Origin of the sequence: Sphingomonas sp., assembly GCF_023266535.1 — a bacterium.
Lineage (GTDB): Bacteria > Pseudomonadota > Alphaproteobacteria > Sphingomonadales > Sphingomonadaceae > Sphingomicrobium.
The window spans coordinates 1-16,173 of record NZ_JAHFPY010000023.1; the positions used below are offsets into that span (position 1 = coordinate 1).

The window sequence follows — 16,173 nt, forward strand, 5'->3', positions numbered from 1 at the left end:
CAACGCCGTGACTTGCGCTGAATCCGCGTTCACATAGGCGTTGTCGGTCGTGACATGATCGCCGTCCGACATCAGCCACCAGCCGGCGCCGATGACGACTTTCGCCGCCAGCAGCGCAGCCAGGATTTTCAGGCGCTTCTTGCGCTTGTCGGTCATCGGCACCTTCGGCGCGTCAACCGCAAGCACGGTTTCATAATGCTGCGCTTCATGAGCTTCGTGCAGCTCTTTTGGATCCCTATCGGCCATTGTTCAGATTCCCTTTTTGAATGGATGGTCAGGCGCGCGAAAAGCCGCCGCCAAGTGCGCGAACCAGCGCCACGTCGAGCTCGAAAGCCCGGGTCTCGAGCTCGGCCACGTTGAGGCGTGCGCCCAGCACGCTCTCTTCGGCCGAAAGCACGTCGAGATAGGTGGAAAGCCCGCGCTCGTAGCGCTTACGGGCGAGGCTGTTGGCCTCTTCATAGTCGGCCAGTGCCCTGCGCGATTCAAACAGCCTGGCGTCAAGGGCCCGCCGGCTGGTGACGGCATCCGCCGTCTCGCGCAGCGCCGTGATGATTTGCCGGTTATAAAGGGCAACGGCTTCGTCATAACGACCGCGTGCACCGCGGTACTGGCCTTGGAGCGCGCCGCCGTGGAACAGGGGTAAGGTTACCGCGGGGCTGACGCTTCCAAAGCTGGAAGTGGATGAGAAAATATCGCCGATGCCGAAGGCCGAGAGGCCGAGCAGGGCGGTGATGCTGATGTTCGGATAGAAGGCCGCCTTGGCCTCCTTGATCCGGCTGGCGTTGGCTTCGACACTCGCGCGATAGGCGGCAATGTCGGGGCGGCGGCCGATCAGGTCGATCGTCGCATTGGCCGGAATGCCCTGCGCGACAAAGGTCGAAACGGACGGGCGCTGGATGGCGAGGCCGCGGTCCGGCCCCTTGCCGACCAGCGCGGCGAGCGCATTGCGGGTGAGGCCAATCGCTTCGTCATTGGCGGCGAGGTCGTCGCGGGCGTCGGCAACGCGGCCCTCGGCCTGCTTCAGCTCGGCGCGCGTATCGAGACCGATCTCGACGCGCTGGTTGACCAGCTTGAGCGACTCCGAGCGAAGCTCAAGTGCGCGATCGAGCGTGTCGCGCTGGCGATAAAGCTGCGCCAGGTCGGCATAGGTCGAGGCAATGCCGGTGGTCAGCGCGAGGCGCGCTTGGGCCAGCTCATAACCGGCCGCCTCGGAATCGGAGGTGGCGGCGGCCAGCGCCGCGCGATTCTTGCCCCACAGGTCGAGGTCGAACGAGAAGCTGAGGCCAGCGCTGCCGGTGCTGATCACCTTGCTGGCGTCGATGCCGAACGCCTTGATGTCCTTGGAATCGATCTTCTTGAAATCGGAGCTGGCGAAGGCGTCGACGCTCGGCGCCAATTTGCCACCCGCCTGCTGGGCAATGCCCTGCGCAGTACGGAAGCGTGCAGCAGCGGCTTCCACGTCAGGTGAGCCGGCGATTCCTTCCTCGATCAGTTGATTGAGCTGGGCGTCGCCATAGCGCAGCCACCAGCCCCGGTCGGGCCACGGCGCGCCGGTCGGCGTTAGTGACGCACTGGCCGCATAATCGCTAGCCGAACGCATTTCCGGCTTCGCGCCGAGGTTTGGAATCGAAGCGCACGCGGTCGTCGCGAGCAACGGCAAAAGGATGGCTGCGCGGCGGAGCCACGTGCCCTGCAGGCTAGTCATTGTCGAAATCCCTTGATTCGCGTAACTGTACTGTACGGTTTAGTTACGAGTCGCGGGCTTGTCAATTCAAAACTGAACGCCCATGTACAGTATTAGATTTTTGGAGGAGTTGCGCGTGGCGCGAGTGAGAACCAATGAAAAGCGGCTAGAGATTGTCAAAGCCGCACAGGAATTGTTCGAGCTGCACGGGTTCGATCGCACATCGATGGCGATGATTTCCGAGCGAGTCGGCGGTTCGAAAGCCACGCTCTACGGCTACTTCCGCTCGAAAGAGGAGATCTTGTCCGCCGTCCTGGTTTATGACGTCACGGAAGAAGCCGACCGGCTGATGAATGAGATTCTCGCAGCCGGGAATTTGCGAGACGGCCTGGTCCAGCTCGGCTTCGCTTATATGATGCGGCGACTGTCTGCGACTCCCGTGGCCAATATCCGCATGGTGGCGACGCTTCCCAACGGATCGGCAATCGGCAAGGATTTCTACGAGAAGGTGCTTCGTCCGGCGTGGCAGCGGCTCGCCGATCGGTTCGAGATAATGATGGATGCGGGCATCCTCCAACGGACCGATCCCTGGATCGCGGCAATGCATTGGAAGGGCCTCAACGAATGGGACATGTTCGAATGTCGGCTGCTGCAGGCCATTCCCGGCCCCGACCCTGAGGTTCTAAAGGTTTCCGCCGCGCTCGCCGCTGACGCCTTCCTCAAACTCTACGCCACGGACGCTGAGAAGGCCAAGAAGGCCAAGCCCTCCGCGACCAAGGCGGCCAAGCCGAAAAGAAAGGCAGCCTAAGCCGCCCTGCCCCAACCGCCGCCCAGCGCCCTGAACAGGTCGATCTGGGCCGTTGCGACCTGGCCGTTCATCGCCGCCAGGTCCGCTTCGCTTTCGGCAAAGGTCCGTTCCGCATCGAGCAGGGCGAGCGAATCCACCTGCCCTTCCCGCTGTTGCGCACGGACGATCTTGGCGGCGACCTCGGCTTCGTTGCGCGCCGACTTCAGCGCTTCGAGCCGCTGCAGCGCATTGGCATAAGCGGACAAGGCCGTTTCCGTCTCCTGCAGCGAGCGCAGCACCGTACCGTCGAAATCGGCCAGCGCTTCCTGCGCTCCCGCTTCGGAGCCTTCAACGCGCGCACGGGCGCGCGCATGATCGGAGAAGGACCAGCTGATCAGCGGCCCGAGCAGGAAACCGATCGGGTTGCTGAACAGATTGCCAAGGCTTCCGGCCGAAGCGCCCAGCGACCCGCCAAGCGTGATCCGCGGGTAGAGCTCCGCCGTAGCCACTCCAATTCGGGCGGTTGACGCCGCCAACCGCCGCTCCGCCGCCCGAACGTCGGGCCGGCGGGCGAGCAACTGGGCTCCGTCGCCGACCGGGATCGGCCGGTCGAGGCTCAGCGATGAGGTTCGCGCGCCCGCCTGTTGGGGCAGCTCGGCGGGCGCGCGTCCGGTCAGGGTCGCCAATCTGAAGAGCGCATTGTCACGCTCGGCGGCGATGGCCGGAATCTCGGCTTGTCTCTGGTTTCGTAAGGTGGCGATGCGGGCGGTATCGAGGCGGCTGTTCAGCCCGACCTCGACCCGGCGCTCGGTCAATTGCAGCGAGGTATCCAGCAGCTCGACGATATGCTGCGCCACTGCCAGCCGCTCGGCGGCATTGGCAGCATCGGCATAGGCGCGTGCCGTATCGGCAACGATCGCCACGCGGACCGCGTCGGCGTCGGCATCCGCGGCGGCGACATCGCCGCGCGCCGCTTCGACGCCGCGGCTGACCCGGCCGAACAGGTCGACCTCATAGCTGATGTCGAGCCCGGCATCGAAGCTGGTGCTGGCGTCCTTGTCGCCCGGATCGCGGCCTCGCGTGACTCCGCCGCTCACGCCGCCCTGCGGCAGCCGGTCGACCTTGGTCTCCTTGAGCGCCGCCCGGGCCTTGGCCAGCCGCGCGACGGCTGCCCGGACATCGGTGTTGTGGGCCAGCGCGTCGGCGATCAGCCCGTCGAGCACCGGGTCATTGTACAGCCGCCACCAGTCGCCCTGGACCGGAGCCAGCGGAGCCAATGCCGGACCCTTGGCGGCAATGAATGGCCCGGCCGCGGCTGAAGCCGACTTCGGCGCAGCATAATCCGGTCCGACCGCGCAGGCGGCCAGCGCCAGCGCCGAGACCAGGGTAGTGAGATGCCTCAAATGCTTCATCGTAAACCTCATTCCGCCGGCAACGGCGCGAGCTCGGGCTGGGCGGGGCCCTGACGGGGCTTCCTCAGCCGGTCACCCAGCGCGCGCGTGGCGACGTAGAAGACAGGAGTGAACACCAGGCCGAAGGCGGTGACACCGATCATTCCGAAGAACACCGCCGTGCCGAGCGCCTGGCGCAGCTCGTATCCGGGTCCGCTCGCGACCACCAACGGCAGCACACCCAGGATGAAGGCAAAGCTGGTCATCAGGATCGGGCGAAGCCGGGTCCTAGCCGCCTCGACCGCGGCTTCGAGTGCGGTCGCGCCGCGCTCCTCGGCCTGCTTGGCAAACTCGACGATCAGGATGGCATTCTTGGCCGCCAGCGCAATCAGCACGATCAGGCCGATCTGGGTCAGGATATTATTGTCCATCCCCCGCAAATTGACGCCGGCCATGGCCGCCAGCAGCGTCATCGGCACGATCAGGATGATCGCCAACGGCAGCAGCAGGCTTTCGAACTGCGCGGCAAGAACCAGGAAGACGAACACCACTGACAGAGCGAAGATCAGGATGGCGATGTTGCCCGCTGCCTGCTGCTGGAAGGCGATCCCGGTCCATTCGGTCGAGAAGCCCGCCGGCAGCTTGGCCGCCAGATCGCCCATGACTTTCATCGCCTGGCCGGTTGACGTTCCGGGCGCGGTCTCACCATCGACCTCGACCGCGGGGAAGAGGTTGTAGCGGGTGACCCGGTACGGGCCGGTCTTGTCGCTGAAGGTCGCGACCGAACCGATCGGCACCATCGCTCCGCTGTTCGACCGGGTCTTCAATTGGGCGATGTCCGCAGGGTCGTCGCGCGCCGAAGCTTCGGCCTGCGCGGTCACCCGGTAGGTGCGGCCGAGCAGGTTGAAGTCGTTGACGTAAGCCGAGCCCAGATAAACCTGCAGCGCCTCGAATACCCGCTCCGGCGGAACGCCGAGCATGTCCGCCTTGGCCCGGTCGATGTCGGCCCAGATCCGCGGGGTCGCGGTATTATAGAGCGTGAAGACGTTCTTCAGCCGCGGATCCTGGTGCGCCGAACCGATCAGCTGGCCGGCCGCCTGCTCGAGGGCCTGGTAGCCCATGTCGCTGCGGTCCTGGACGATCATGCGATAGCCGCCGCCATTGCCGATGCCCTGGATGACCGGCGGTGGGATGACGAACACGAACGCCTCGTCCATGTCGGCCAGCGCGGCGCGCATGTCATTTTCGATATTGAGCTCGGTGCGGTCGGTGCCGGCGCGCTCCTCGAACGGCTTGAAGGTGACATAGGCGGCACCGGCGTTGGACGCCTGCGTGCCCGACGCACCGTCGAAGCCCGAGAACATCACCGCCTGGTCGACTCCGGGCACCTTCAGCAGCTTGGCCACCGCTTTCTTGAGCACCGCGTCGGTCCGCTCGATCGAGCTTCCCGGCGGAAGCTGGATGGCGGCCAGCGCGTAGCCCTGGTCCTGGGCCGGGACGAAGCCGGCCGGGGTCGCCCAGAATATCGCCAGGGTCAGCGCGACCAGCCCGCCGTAGACGGTCAGCGCGCGCTTCGGCGCATGGGTGATGCGACGGGTGAAGCCGGCATACCATTCGCTGAGGCGCCCGAACGCCTCGTTGAACTTGTCGCCTGCGCGATGCAGCGCGCCCATCACGCCGGTTTCGGCGCGGTGGTCACTGCGCGGCTTCAGCAGCAGCGCGGCCAGCGCCGGCGACAAGGTCAGTGACAGCAGCAGCGAAATTACCGTCGAGGCGGCGATGGTCACCGCGAACTGACGATAGAATTCGCCGGTGATGCCGGTAAGGAAAGTGGTCGGCACGAATACCGCGATCAGCACCACGCCGATCGCCACCAGCGCCGCCGACACTTCGTCCATCGAGCGGTGCGACGCTTCCTTCGGGTCGAGGCCATGTTCGAGGTTGCGCTCGACATTCTCGACCACGACGATAGCATCGTCGACGACGATGCCGATCGCCAGCACCAGGCCGAACATCGACAGCGTGTTGAGCGAATAGCCGAGCGCCGCCAGCACTGCGAAGGTGCCGATCAGCGAAACCGGAATGGCGACGATCGGGATCACCGCCGCGCGCCAGCTTTGCAGGAAGACGATGATCACCAGCACCACCAGCAGCATCGCCTCGAGCAGCGTTTCCTGCACGGCGGTCATCGATTCGCTGATGAATTCTGTAGGATTCCAGATGATCCGGTACTCGAGCCCCTTGGGGAAGCTCTTGGCGGCATCCGCCAGCTCGCGCTTCACGCCTTCCGAGGCGGCGAGCGCATTGGTGCCCGGCCTTTGTGTAATCCCCAGGATAATCGAGTCGGTGCCCGAGAGGTAGGCGTTGACGCCATAATCGGACGCGCCAAGCTCGACCCGCGCCACATCGCGCAACCGGGTGATGGCGCCCGTCGCCGGATCGCTGCGAATGACGATGTTGGAAAATTCGTCGGCGGTCTTGAAGCGCCCCTGGGTCTCGACGTTGAGCTGCTGCGCCGTGCCGGTGTCATAGGGCGGCTGGCCGACCACGCCGGCCGCGACTTGCACGTTCTGGCTGCGTAGCGCATTGACCACTTCGCCGGCGGTGAGGCCGAGTGTCGCCGCGCGGCCCGGATCGATCCAGACCCGCATGGCATAGTCACGCGCACCGAAGATCTGCACGTCACCGATGCCGTCGACACGGGTCAGCCGGTCGCGAATCTGGGTCAGCGCATAGTTGGACACATAGCCGCGATCGAGCGAGCCGTCGGGCGACAGCACGTTGACGGCCATCAGCCAACTCGGCTGCTCCTTGCGGACCACCACGCCCTGGCGGCGGACCTCTTCGGGCAAGCGCGGTTCGGCCAGCGCGACGCGGTTCTGGACCAGCACCTGCGCGGTATCCAGATCAGTGCCGAGCTTGAAGGTGACGGTGATCGTCACCCGCCCGTCGCCGGTCGATTGCGACGACTGGTAGAGCATGTTGTCGACGCCGTTGATCTGCTGCTCGATTGGCGCGGCGACCGTGTCGGCGACAGTCTCGGCCGAGGCACCCGGATAGTTGGTGCTGACCGTCACCGTCGGCGGGACGACGTCGGGGAATTGCGATACCGGCAGGCCGACATAAGCAAAGGCGCCGATGATCGTGATGATGATCGCGATCACCGCGGCAAAGATCGGCCGCCGGATAAAGAAGTGGCTAAAGCGCATGGGGCTTTGCTCCGATTAGTTGGCGGCGAACGTTGCTTGCGACGCGCTCGGCGTAGACGGCGGCGGGCCTTTGACCGCGCTGGCGTCATATTTGATCTGGGTGACGCGCGGCTGCACCTTGGCACCCGGCATGGCGAACTGAACGCCCTGGACGATCACCCGGTCGGTCTTGGCAAGGCCCGAGCGGATGGCGCGAAGGTTGCCGACCAGCGGACCGGGTTCGACCGGCTTGGCCGCGACCGTGTCGTCCTTGCCGACCACCAGCACGATCTTGCGCGCCTGGTCGGTGCGCACGGCCGCGTCCGGGATCAGCAGCGCCGGCACCGTGCCGCCGTCCGCCAGCCTCATGTTGCCGAACATGCCCGGCGCCAGGAACAGAGTCGGGTTGGCGACCACTGCCCGGGCGCGGATCGTTCCCGAATTCTGGCTGATGCCATTGTCGGTAAAGTCGAGCTTGCCGCGCCAGCTATATTGCGCCTCGTCCTGCAGGCGGATCTCGGCGGTCTCGCCGGCGCCATGGTTGGCCAGCCGCTGGCGGGACGTCTTGAGATAGAGCGATTCCGGCACGTCGAAAGTGAAGTAGATCGGGTCAAGCGCGTTGATGGTGGTCATCAGCGTTTCGCCCGACGCTACCAAATTGCCCGGATCGATCCGGCGATCCGAAACACGGCCGCTGATCGGCGCGCGAACGTATGCGAATTCGACGTCGAGCGCTCGCGAGCTGACACGGGCCCGAGCGGCCGCCAGGGCAGCCTGCGCCGACCTGACGGTGGCGGTCAGCCGGTCAACGTCGCTTTGCGAGACGGCCTGGGCCTCGACAAGCCGCTTGGCACGGCCGAGATTAATCTCGGCCAGGGACAAGTCGCTCTGCGCGGCGGCGACGGCGGCGCGCGCTTCGGCAAGGGCTGCCCCGAATGGCCGCGGATCGATCGTGAACAGCAGCTGGCCCTTCTGGACGATCTGGCCGTCGGTGAAGTGCACGCCAATGATCTGGCCGGAGACGCGCGGACGCACCTCTACGCTGCGGCTGGCTTCGAACCGGCCGACATAATCGTCCCATTGGTTGATGTTCTGCTCGAGGGGTGCCGCGACCGTTACCATGGGGGCAGGAGGAGCAGCTGCAGGGGAAGGAGCGCTGTTCCAATAGGTAACGGCCGCGACAAGCAGGACCAGCGGCGTGCCGTAGATGGCGGCACGCTGCCAGCGTGGACGTTGGGCGATCCTGGCGCTGAGCGTTTGCTGCTCAGCGTCGGCCGCCGAAACTTGGCTGATCATGTTCATGCAGTTATTCCTTGAGGACCGCTGACGGCGGCGCGGATGCTGTGCACCATCAGCTCATATTGATCGGGACTGAATCCGGCCGAGAGGAACGACGCGACGTCCTCGCCCGGCACGGTGAAACCATAGTGCCAGCCGAGCACGGCCATGCGGCGGAGCGACTCCAGCCGCTCGTTGGCCAGCTCCGGGTTGCCCTTGCGGTTCAACAGCCAGTTGATGAAGCGACCGAGGCGGCCCGGCTCGCGCAACGTCGACAGGCTGTCGACCTTGGCCAGCCGGATCACCGACCATTCGAGCCGCGAGAAATCGGGCCTGGCAGTGTCGTTGGCCGGGACGCCCCTCAGGGCAATCGGCTCGGCGTTGTGCGGTTCGATGCGCGCTGCAAATGCCATGCTTTTTCTCCCTGTGTCCGGGGCAAGCGCCATCGGCTGCCGGGAACCGAGGTTCCGGCGCTGTGCCGCTGCCAGGGCACGCAAGGACCCGTCCGGCGAAGCACCATGCCTCGACGTTGAAAGGTCAGTTCAAAGGGTGGTTACAAATTACAGGCGGGTGTCACGGCCCGCGGAAATGGATACGATCATCAGACGCATCGGCCCCTTTTTGTCGATGGTCGGAAAGCGATCGAGACTCGTTAACCCAAGCTTTCTGTACCGGTCAGTACAAAGCGATATAATTGACGTCAAGCAAATTTCTATACCGATCGATAAAAAATTTCGATGACAGTATAAGGCTCACTCACTTGGCCAGAGCATCATCGCTGTTTCGACCAGCTTTTCGAGCTCTTCGCGCGACGCGCCCTGGTTGGCCTGGACCGAAATCCCCTGGAGGATGGCGATCAGGACCCGGGTCAGTCCTTCGGTATCGACATGCGCTGGCAAATCGCCTTCCTGCTTGGCGCGCTCAAACCGCTCGATCAGCGCCTGCTTGCCCTTGTTGCTGCGCTCGACGACCTCGTGGTGGATCGATTGTGCGGCGGGCCCACAGGCAACCGAGCTGATCACGCGCAGGCAGCCATGCGGCTCGCCGCCGCCGGTCGCGTTCTCGATCGAACCGAGCGCCATCGCCTCAGCGACCTTGCGCGCTGTCGGTTGCGCCATGGCCTTGCCGATATAATCGAGCTTCTCGCGCTCGTAGAGATCCAGCGCCTTGCGGAACAGCGACTCCTTGTTGCCGAACGCCGCGTAAAGACTCGGGCGAGTGATCCCCATCGCCTCGGTAAGGTCGGTCAGGGACGCGCCTTCATAGCCCTTGGCCCAGAACACGCTGAGAGCTTGAGCGAGGGCGTAATCGACGCAAAATTCGCGCGGCCGGCCACGTGTCGCGATGGATTCGGGCTTATTCATATCGGTCGGTATATAATAAGATGTTTTTGAAAATCCAGCGGTTCTTGCGGTTGAACGGTTTTGCCGTTCCCAGCGAAGGGAAAATTGCGAGGGACAACGTTGCGAAGCCGTTGGCGAGCCCTTAGGTCGGGCGCGATGATCCGCCAACTTCCCATTTTCGCCCTGCTGCTCCTCGCCTCCTGCGGCCAGCAAGGCGGTTCCGACATCCGGATTTCCAACGCATGGGCACGCCCAACCATCGGCCAGGCGCCGGCCGCGGTCTATCTGACGATCGAGAATAAGGGCGATGGAGCTGACCGGTTGACTGGCGCCTTCACCGACCATGCAGCGATGGCGATGGTCCACCAGAATGAGGTGGTGGGCGGCGTGGCCAGAATGCGCATGGCCGGCGAGATCAATCTGCCGGCTCACGACAAGATCGAGATGAAACCCGGCGGCACCCACATCATGCTTGAAGGCCTGCGCGCCCCGCTGCGCACCGGCGATGAGTTCGACCTGGTGCTGAAGTTTCGTGGCAGCGAGGATCAGTCAATTACCGTCAACGTGCTGAAGCCCGAAGGCCAATGAGCCACCAGCGGCTACGGACGATGCTGTGGGTTCTGGTCGCCATAGCGGCGATCGGCGGCATTTTCCTTGCCTTGCAACGGCCGTCCTCCGACTCAAGCCAACAACTGGCGACCATTGGCGGGCCGTTCACCCTGACCGGCAGCGACGGCAAGCCGTTCCAAAGCTCGCGCCTCAACGGCGAGCCGGCCGCGATCTTCTTCGGCTTTACCCACTGCCCCGATGTCTGCCCGACCACGCTCGCCCGGCTGGTCAAGCTTCGGCGCCAGCTCGGCCAGGGCGACGCGGCCTTGTCGATTGTCTTCGTCACGGTCGATCCGGAACGCGACGGACCTGCTGAAGTCGGGAGTTATGCGAGCCTGTTCGGCGCGCCGGTAGTCGGGCTGACCGGCAGCGCCGCCGACATCGAGCGGGTCAAGAAGCTGTTCGGCGTCTTCTCGCAAAAGGTCGACCAGCCGGGCGGCGAATATAGCGTCGACCACACCGCCACCGTCTTCCTGATGGACCGCAACGGGCAGTTCGTCGCGACCTTGTCGCCGGAAGAAGGGGACGGCGTCGCGCTCGAGAAACTGAAGCGGCTAGGCTAGCGACTCCGCGCCGGATTGCTCCTGGGCCATGACCCGCTCGAGCAGCCGGTCCATCGCCGCGCCTGCTTCGGGCTCTTCCAGCGTCGGCGTGTGGCCGACATCGGGCACTTCGACCAGTTCGGCGTCGCCGCCGAGCGCTTCAACCATCTGCGCGGCAACGTCCCGCGATAGCAAGTCCGACAGCTCGCCGCGCAGGATGGTGACCGGACGGCCGGCCAGCGCCCGGTATAGCGGCCAGCGCTTCTCATCGGGCGAATTGGCCGCCGCGCCGAAATTATCCGCAATCCCCATGTCATATTGGAAGCGGATCCCGTCGGCGGTCTGGTGACACAACCGCCGGGTAAAGCGCTCCCAATCATCTTCGGTCCAGTTGGGATAGATGTCGGCATTGCGTTCGGCGAGCGCGTGGGCCGCGTCCTCCCAGCTGGAAAAGCCGTTTTCCTTGCCGACATAGCCGCCGATCCGTTCGAGCCCCGACTGATCGATCTCCGGCCCGATGTCGTTAAGCATTGCCCCGGCAATCCGGTCGGCATCGGTCGACGCCAGCAACATGGTGCAAAGCCCGCCCAGCGACGTGCCCATGAACACCGCGTCGGCGATGCCAAGCTGGTCGAGCAACTTCAACACGTCGGCAACATAATAGTGCGGCGAGTAACGCCGGGTATCGGGATCGGACTCGCTTTCGCCCCGTCCGCGTAGGTCGACCGCGATGACCCGCCAGTCGCCGGCATAGCGTTCGGCCACCGGCTCGAAATCGCGGGCGTTTCGGGTCAGCCCGGGGATGCACAGGATCGGCGGCTTGTCGCGCGGGCCGGCATAGTCCCGGTAATGGAGTCGGAGGCCTTCGGCGCTGTTCCAGTAACGGTCGGTCCAACTCGGCATTACTTCCCCCGCAACAGGAGTCCCCCTATCGCGGGCGGATGGCCGCGCCGCAACCCATTCCGATCCTGGAGCTCGGTGAGGGCTTCTACGATGCGGTGGCACCAGCCGAATTTCCAACACGCACGCCTCGGTTCCTGAACCGCCGCTGGGCGGAACGGATCGGTCTTGGCGAACTAAACGATCCGGCTTGGGCCCGTCATTTCTTCCGGTTCGAACCACTGCCCGACAACCTCCCGCAACCGCTGGCGCTGCGCTATCATGGCCACCAATTCCGCGTATACAATCCCGACATCGGCGACGGCCGCGGCTTTTTGTTCGCGCAAGTTCGGGACGGCGCTGGCCGCCTGCTCGACCTCGGCACCAAGGGCAGCGGCCAGACTCCCTACAGCCGCAGCGGCGACGGCCGGTTGACCCTCAAGGGCGGCGTGCGCGAAGTGCTGGCGACCGAGATGCTCGAAGCGCTCGGCGTCAACACGTCGAAGAGCTTTGCCTTGTTCGAATCCGGCGAGGAGTTGTGGCGCGGCGACGAGCCCTCGCCCACCCGCTCATCGGTGCTGACGCGGCTCAGCCACGGCCATATCCGGATCGGCAATTTCCAGCGCTTCGCCTTTTTCAACGACGCCGACGCCATCGCCAGGTTGGCGCGATACTGCCTCCAGCATCTGCTCGACGAGCCGCTTGGCGATGACGCCGAGAACGCCGCGCGGCTGCTTGACCGGGCCTGCGGCGCGACCGCGACATTGGCCGCCAGCTATATCGCCGCCGGCTTCGTCCACGGCGTGCTCAACAGCGACAATATCAACATCACTGGCGAGAGCTTCGACTATGGCCCATGGCGCTTCGCGCCCGAATGGGACGAGGAATTCACCGCCGCCTATTTCGACCAGTCCGGGCTTTACGCCTTCGGCCGCCAGCCCGAAGCCATCCACTGGGATGTCGCCCAGCTGGCCGGCTGCCTGGCGATGATCGGCGACGCGCCGGCCCTGTCGGACCTGCTGGCATCGTGGCCGGCGCGGTTCGAGATGGCATTGGTCGATGCCATGATCAGGCGCCTTGGCGTTGCGCCGAGTTTCGATGAAGACCGGGCGCTTGTGTCGGCTGCACTCAAAACGCTTCGTTCGCGCTCCGTCGGCATCGACCGCTTCTTTTTCGACTGGCGCGGCGGGCGGATGCCGACTGCGGAAGTTTACACCGCGTCGGACTTCGACGAACTAAGGGCGCGGCTGGATGGCAGGCAGCAGCCGCTTTCCCATTCCTATTGGAACGACGAAACCCCATGCTCGATGCTGATCGACGAGGTCGAGGCGATCTGGTCGGCCATCGCCGACCATGACGATTGGCAACCGTTCGAGTCCAAAATCGAGGCTATCCGGCGCCTGGCTGACGCCATGACGTCGGATGCGGTGGGTTGACCGGCGATGCGCGGCATGGGAACGCGCCTTAGGATGCCGAACCGCAAATGACCGAAACACTCGTCTCGACCGAGCCGGCCACCGGCGATCAGGTCTGGTCCGGGCCGGTTGGCGATGCCGCCGCGGAGGTCGCCGCAGCGCGCGCCGCCTGGCCGGAATGGGCCGCGCACTCGGTCACCTTCCGGATCGAGACGTTGCGCCGCTTCGCCAATGTCGTTCGCGCCAAGGAAATCGAATTCGCCGAGCTGGTCGCGCGCGAGACCGGCAAGCCCTATTGGGAGGCCAAGACCGAAGTCGCCTCGGTCATCAACAAGGTCGAAATTTCGGTCAACGCTTACAGCCAGCGCACCCCGACCAGCCGGCTCGAAGCGGCGATGGGCAACAAGGTCACCGTCCGCCACAAGCCGCATGGCGTGCTGGCGGTGCTCGGCCCCTATAATTTCCCCGCGCATTTGCCCAACGGCCACATCGTCCCGGCGCTGATCGCCGGCAATACGGTGGTGTTCAAACCGTCGGAAAAGACACCGGCGACGGGCGAATATCTGGTCAAATGCTTCCACGAGGCCGGGGTACCGGAAGGCGCGCTTCGGCTGTTGATCGGCGGGCCGGCGGAAGGCAAAGCGTTAGCCGCACAGGCTGGAATTGATGGCCTGCTCTTCACCGGATCGGTTGGCGCCGGCATGGCGTTACATCGCCAGTTCGCCGAAACTCCGAACAAGATATTGGCGCTGGAGCTGGGCGGCAACAACCCGATCGTGGTGTGGGATCAGCCCGACCTGCAATCGGCGGCGACGATCATCGTCCAGTCGGCCTATCTGTCGGCCGGTCAGCGCTGTACCGCGGCGCGCCGGCTGATCGTCGAGGACGGCCAGCATGAAGAGCTGGTCGCCGAGATCTGCAAGCTGATCGACCGGATCATCGTCGACCATCCGATGGCCGACCCGCAACCGTTCATGGGGCCGGTGATCGATCTGGTTACTGCCGACATCCTCCAGGACCGGTTCATCGCGCTGATGATGAAGGGCGGCAAACCGATCCGCCGTCTCGAGCGGCCGCACGAGGAGCGGCCCTATTTGACGCCGGCACTGATCGACATGACCGACGCCAAGGACCGGCTCGACGAGGAATTGTTCGGTCCCGTGTTGCAGCTCATCAGGGTCAAAAGTTTCGATGCCGCGATCGACGAAGCCAACAATACCCGCTTCGGTCTCGCCGCCAGCGTGCTGACCAAGAGCCCGAAGCTCTATGACCGGTTCTGGGCCAATGTCAGGTCGGGCGTGATCAACTGGAACAAGCCGACCAACGGCGCTCCGTCCAATGCTCCGTTCGGCGGGGTCGGCTTCAGCGGCAATCATCGCCCCAGCGCCTTCTACGCCGCCGATTATACAGCCTATCCGGTTACAAGTGTTGAAGCAGAAAGTACCCGTGCGGTTATCGGAGAAGGTCTTCGCGACGTTCACGTCGCGACCGACGATGCCTAGCTCCGCATCTCCGGCAGATAGTCGCTGTCGCCGGCGTCGCTGAACTTGGTGATTTTGGCGTCGAACCGCATCCTGACCTTGCCGGTCGCGCCATGGCGCTGCTTGGCGACGATCAGTTCGGCGGTGCCATAGACCCGCTGCATCTCTTCCTGCCAGGCCGCGAAGTCGGGATGATCGTCGGGCGGCTGCTTGGCCGCGACATAATAGTCGGGCCGGAACACGAACCAGACCATGTCGGCATCCTGCTCGATCGAGCCCGATTCACGAAGGTCCGATAGCTGCGGCTTCTTGTCCTCGCGCTGCTCGACGGCGCGGCTGAGCTGCGACAGGGCCAACACGGGCAAGTCGAGTTCCTTGGCCAGTTGCTTGAGGCCGCGGCTGATCTCCGAGATTTCCTGCACACGGTTGTCGTTGTTGTTCTTGCCCGTGCCCTGGAGCAGCTGGAGATAGTCGACCACCACCATGCCGATGCCCTTTTGCCGCTTCAGGCGCCGGGCGCGGGCGCGCAGGGCGGCAATCGTCAGGCCGGGCGTATCGTCGATGTACAGCGGCAGCGTGCTGAGCTCGCCGGCGGCCCGTGCCAGATGGCGGAATTCCTGCTGGCTGATTTTGCCCATGCGGAGGTTTTCCGCGCTGATCCCCGATTGCTCGGCAAGAATACGCGTGGCGAGCTGGTCGGCCGACATTTCCAGGCTGAAGAAGGCGACCGGCGCGCCGGCGCTCTTGGCCGGATCGATGCCGTCTTCCTGGTCCTGGACGAAGCGCTTGGCGGCGCTGAACGCCATGTTGGTGGCGAGCGAGGTCTTGCCCATGCCCGGGCGCCCGGCGAGGATCACCAGGTCGCTCTTGTGCATGCCGCCGACCTTGGTGTTGATGCCGTCGAGACCGGTGGTGATGCCAGACAAATGGCCGCCGCTGTTGAGTGCTTTCTCGGCCTGTTCGAGCGCCAGGCGGGTCGCTTCACCGAAGCTCTTGACGGACGATGCCGTGCCGCCCTCTTCCGCCACCCGGTATAGCTCGCTCTCGGCCCGCTCGATCTGGGTCAGCGGCGCCACTTCCTCGCTGGTGTCGAGTGCGCCCTCGACCATGTCGCGCCCGACCCCGACTAGCGCCCTCAACAGGGCCAGGTCATAGATTTGCGCGGCAAAGTCGCGAGCACCGATCACTGCCGCGCCGGATCCCGTCAGCTGCGCCAGATAGGCCGGCCCGCCGACCTCCTTCATCGCTTCGTCGGCATCGAAAATCGGCTTCAGCGTGACTGGATTGGCGACCATATTCTTGTCGGTCATCCGGAGGATGGCTTCGTAGACGCGGCCGTGCAGCGGCTCGAAGAAATGGTGCGGCTTCAACCTGAGCTGGATGTCCTCGACCAGCCGATTGTCGATCATCAGCGCCCCCAATAGCGCAGCTTCCGCCTCGATATTCTGGGGGAGCGAGGGGGTTGCGGGCGCTTCCGCCCCGCCGTCGATTCGAACTACTTCGGCCATGGGTTGGTCTATGCCTATTCCGGCGAGGGGCGATACGAGAACATAAGTAGCACACCCACGGGAGAATG

Annotated in this window: 13 protein-coding genes and 1 pseudogene; 5 read left to right on the plus strand and 9 right to left on the minus strand. The window is 64.6% G+C overall.

Features of this window, described 5'->3' with window-relative positions; translation table 11 throughout:
- Nucleotides 1-246, minus strand: a pseudogene (locus Q0C64_RS05170) (hypothetical protein); the annotation flags it as partial.
- Nucleotides 247-274: 28 nt separating this feature from the next.
- A complete protein-coding gene (locus Q0C64_RS05175; protein ID WP_294121288.1) occupies nt 275-1,705 on the minus strand; it encodes an efflux transporter outer membrane subunit in 1,431 nt (476 codons plus the stop codon).
- 115 nt (nt 1,706-1,820) lie between these two features.
- Between Q0C64_RS05175 and Q0C64_RS05180 the strand changes: the two genes are divergently transcribed.
- Nucleotides 1,821-2,492, plus strand: coding sequence for a TetR/AcrR family transcriptional regulator (locus Q0C64_RS05180; RefSeq protein WP_294121290.1), 672 nt, complete (start codon nt 1,821-1,823; stop codon nt 2,490-2,492).
- Here Q0C64_RS05180 and Q0C64_RS05185 read toward each other — a convergent pair.
- From Q0C64_RS05185 to Q0C64_RS05205, 5 genes are all read right to left on the minus strand, one after another.
- Nucleotides 2,489-3,883, minus strand: coding sequence for an efflux transporter outer membrane subunit (locus Q0C64_RS05185; protein ID WP_294121292.1), 1,395 nt, complete (start codon nt 3,881-3,883; stop codon nt 2,489-2,491). The genes Q0C64_RS05180 and Q0C64_RS05185 overlap by 4 nt on opposite strands.
- Before the next feature lie 8 nt (nt 3,884-3,891).
- Nucleotides 3,892-7,071: a multidrug efflux RND transporter permease subunit gene (locus Q0C64_RS05190; RefSeq protein ID WP_294121293.1), complete on the minus strand. Its 3,180-nt coding sequence runs from the start codon at nt 7,069-7,071 to the stop codon at nt 3,892-3,894.
- Between the two features lie 15 nt (nt 7,072-7,086).
- Nucleotides 7,087-8,352, minus strand: a complete 1,266-nt coding sequence (locus tag Q0C64_RS05195) for an efflux RND transporter periplasmic adaptor subunit (RefSeq protein ID WP_366004330.1) — start codon at nt 8,350-8,352, stop codon at nt 7,087-7,089.
- Nucleotides 8,349-8,741, minus strand: coding sequence for a hypothetical protein (locus Q0C64_RS05200; protein WP_294121294.1), 393 nt, complete (start codon nt 8,739-8,741; stop codon nt 8,349-8,351). Before Q0C64_RS05200 ends, Q0C64_RS05195 begins: the two co-directional genes overlap by 4 nt.
- Nucleotides 8,742-9,080: 339 nt before the next feature.
- The gene (locus Q0C64_RS05205) at nt 9,081-9,692 is read right to left on the minus strand and encodes a TetR/AcrR family transcriptional regulator (protein WP_294121295.1); all 612 of its coding nucleotides are present in this window, start codon (nt 9,690-9,692) and stop codon (nt 9,081-9,083) included.
- Between the two features lie 135 nt (nt 9,693-9,827).
- On the opposite strand from Q0C64_RS05205, the gene Q0C64_RS05210 reads away from it, so the two are divergent.
- Nucleotides 9,828-10,259, plus strand: coding sequence for a copper chaperone PCu(A)C (locus tag Q0C64_RS05210; protein ID WP_294121296.1), 432 nt, complete (start codon nt 9,828-9,830; stop codon nt 10,257-10,259).
- Entirely contained in the window at nt 10,256-10,843 is a 588-nt protein-coding gene (locus Q0C64_RS05215; RefSeq protein WP_294121297.1) for an SCO family protein, read from the plus strand. The genes Q0C64_RS05210 and Q0C64_RS05215 overlap by 4 nt, the downstream gene beginning before the upstream one ends.
- On the opposite strand, the gene Q0C64_RS05220 is transcribed toward Q0C64_RS05215, so the two are convergent.
- Entirely contained in the window at nt 10,835-11,725 is an 891-nt protein-coding gene (locus tag Q0C64_RS05220; RefSeq protein ID WP_294121298.1) for an alpha/beta hydrolase, read from the minus strand. The genes Q0C64_RS05215 and Q0C64_RS05220 overlap by 9 nt on opposite strands.
- A gap of 38 nt (nt 11,726-11,763) precedes the next feature.
- On the opposite strand from Q0C64_RS05220, the gene Q0C64_RS05225 reads away from it, so the two are divergent.
- On the plus strand, nt 11,764-13,137 hold the full coding sequence (locus Q0C64_RS05225; RefSeq protein WP_294121299.1) for a protein adenylyltransferase SelO family protein: 1,374 nt from the start codon (nt 11,764-11,766) through the stop codon (nt 13,135-13,137).
- Nucleotides 13,138-13,184: 47 nt separating this feature from the next.
- Nucleotides 13,185-14,618 (plus strand): succinylglutamate-semialdehyde dehydrogenase, encoded by a 1,434-nt coding sequence (astD, locus tag Q0C64_RS05230; protein ID WP_294121301.1) that lies wholly within the window; start codon nt 13,185-13,187, stop codon nt 14,616-14,618.
- Here astD and Q0C64_RS05235 read toward each other — a convergent pair.
- Nucleotides 14,615-16,105: a replicative DNA helicase gene (locus Q0C64_RS05235; RefSeq protein WP_294121302.1), complete on the minus strand. Its 1,491-nt coding sequence runs from the start codon at nt 16,103-16,105 to the stop codon at nt 14,615-14,617. The genes astD and Q0C64_RS05235 overlap by 4 nt on opposite strands.
- Between the last annotated feature and the right edge of the window lie 68 nt (nt 16,106-16,173).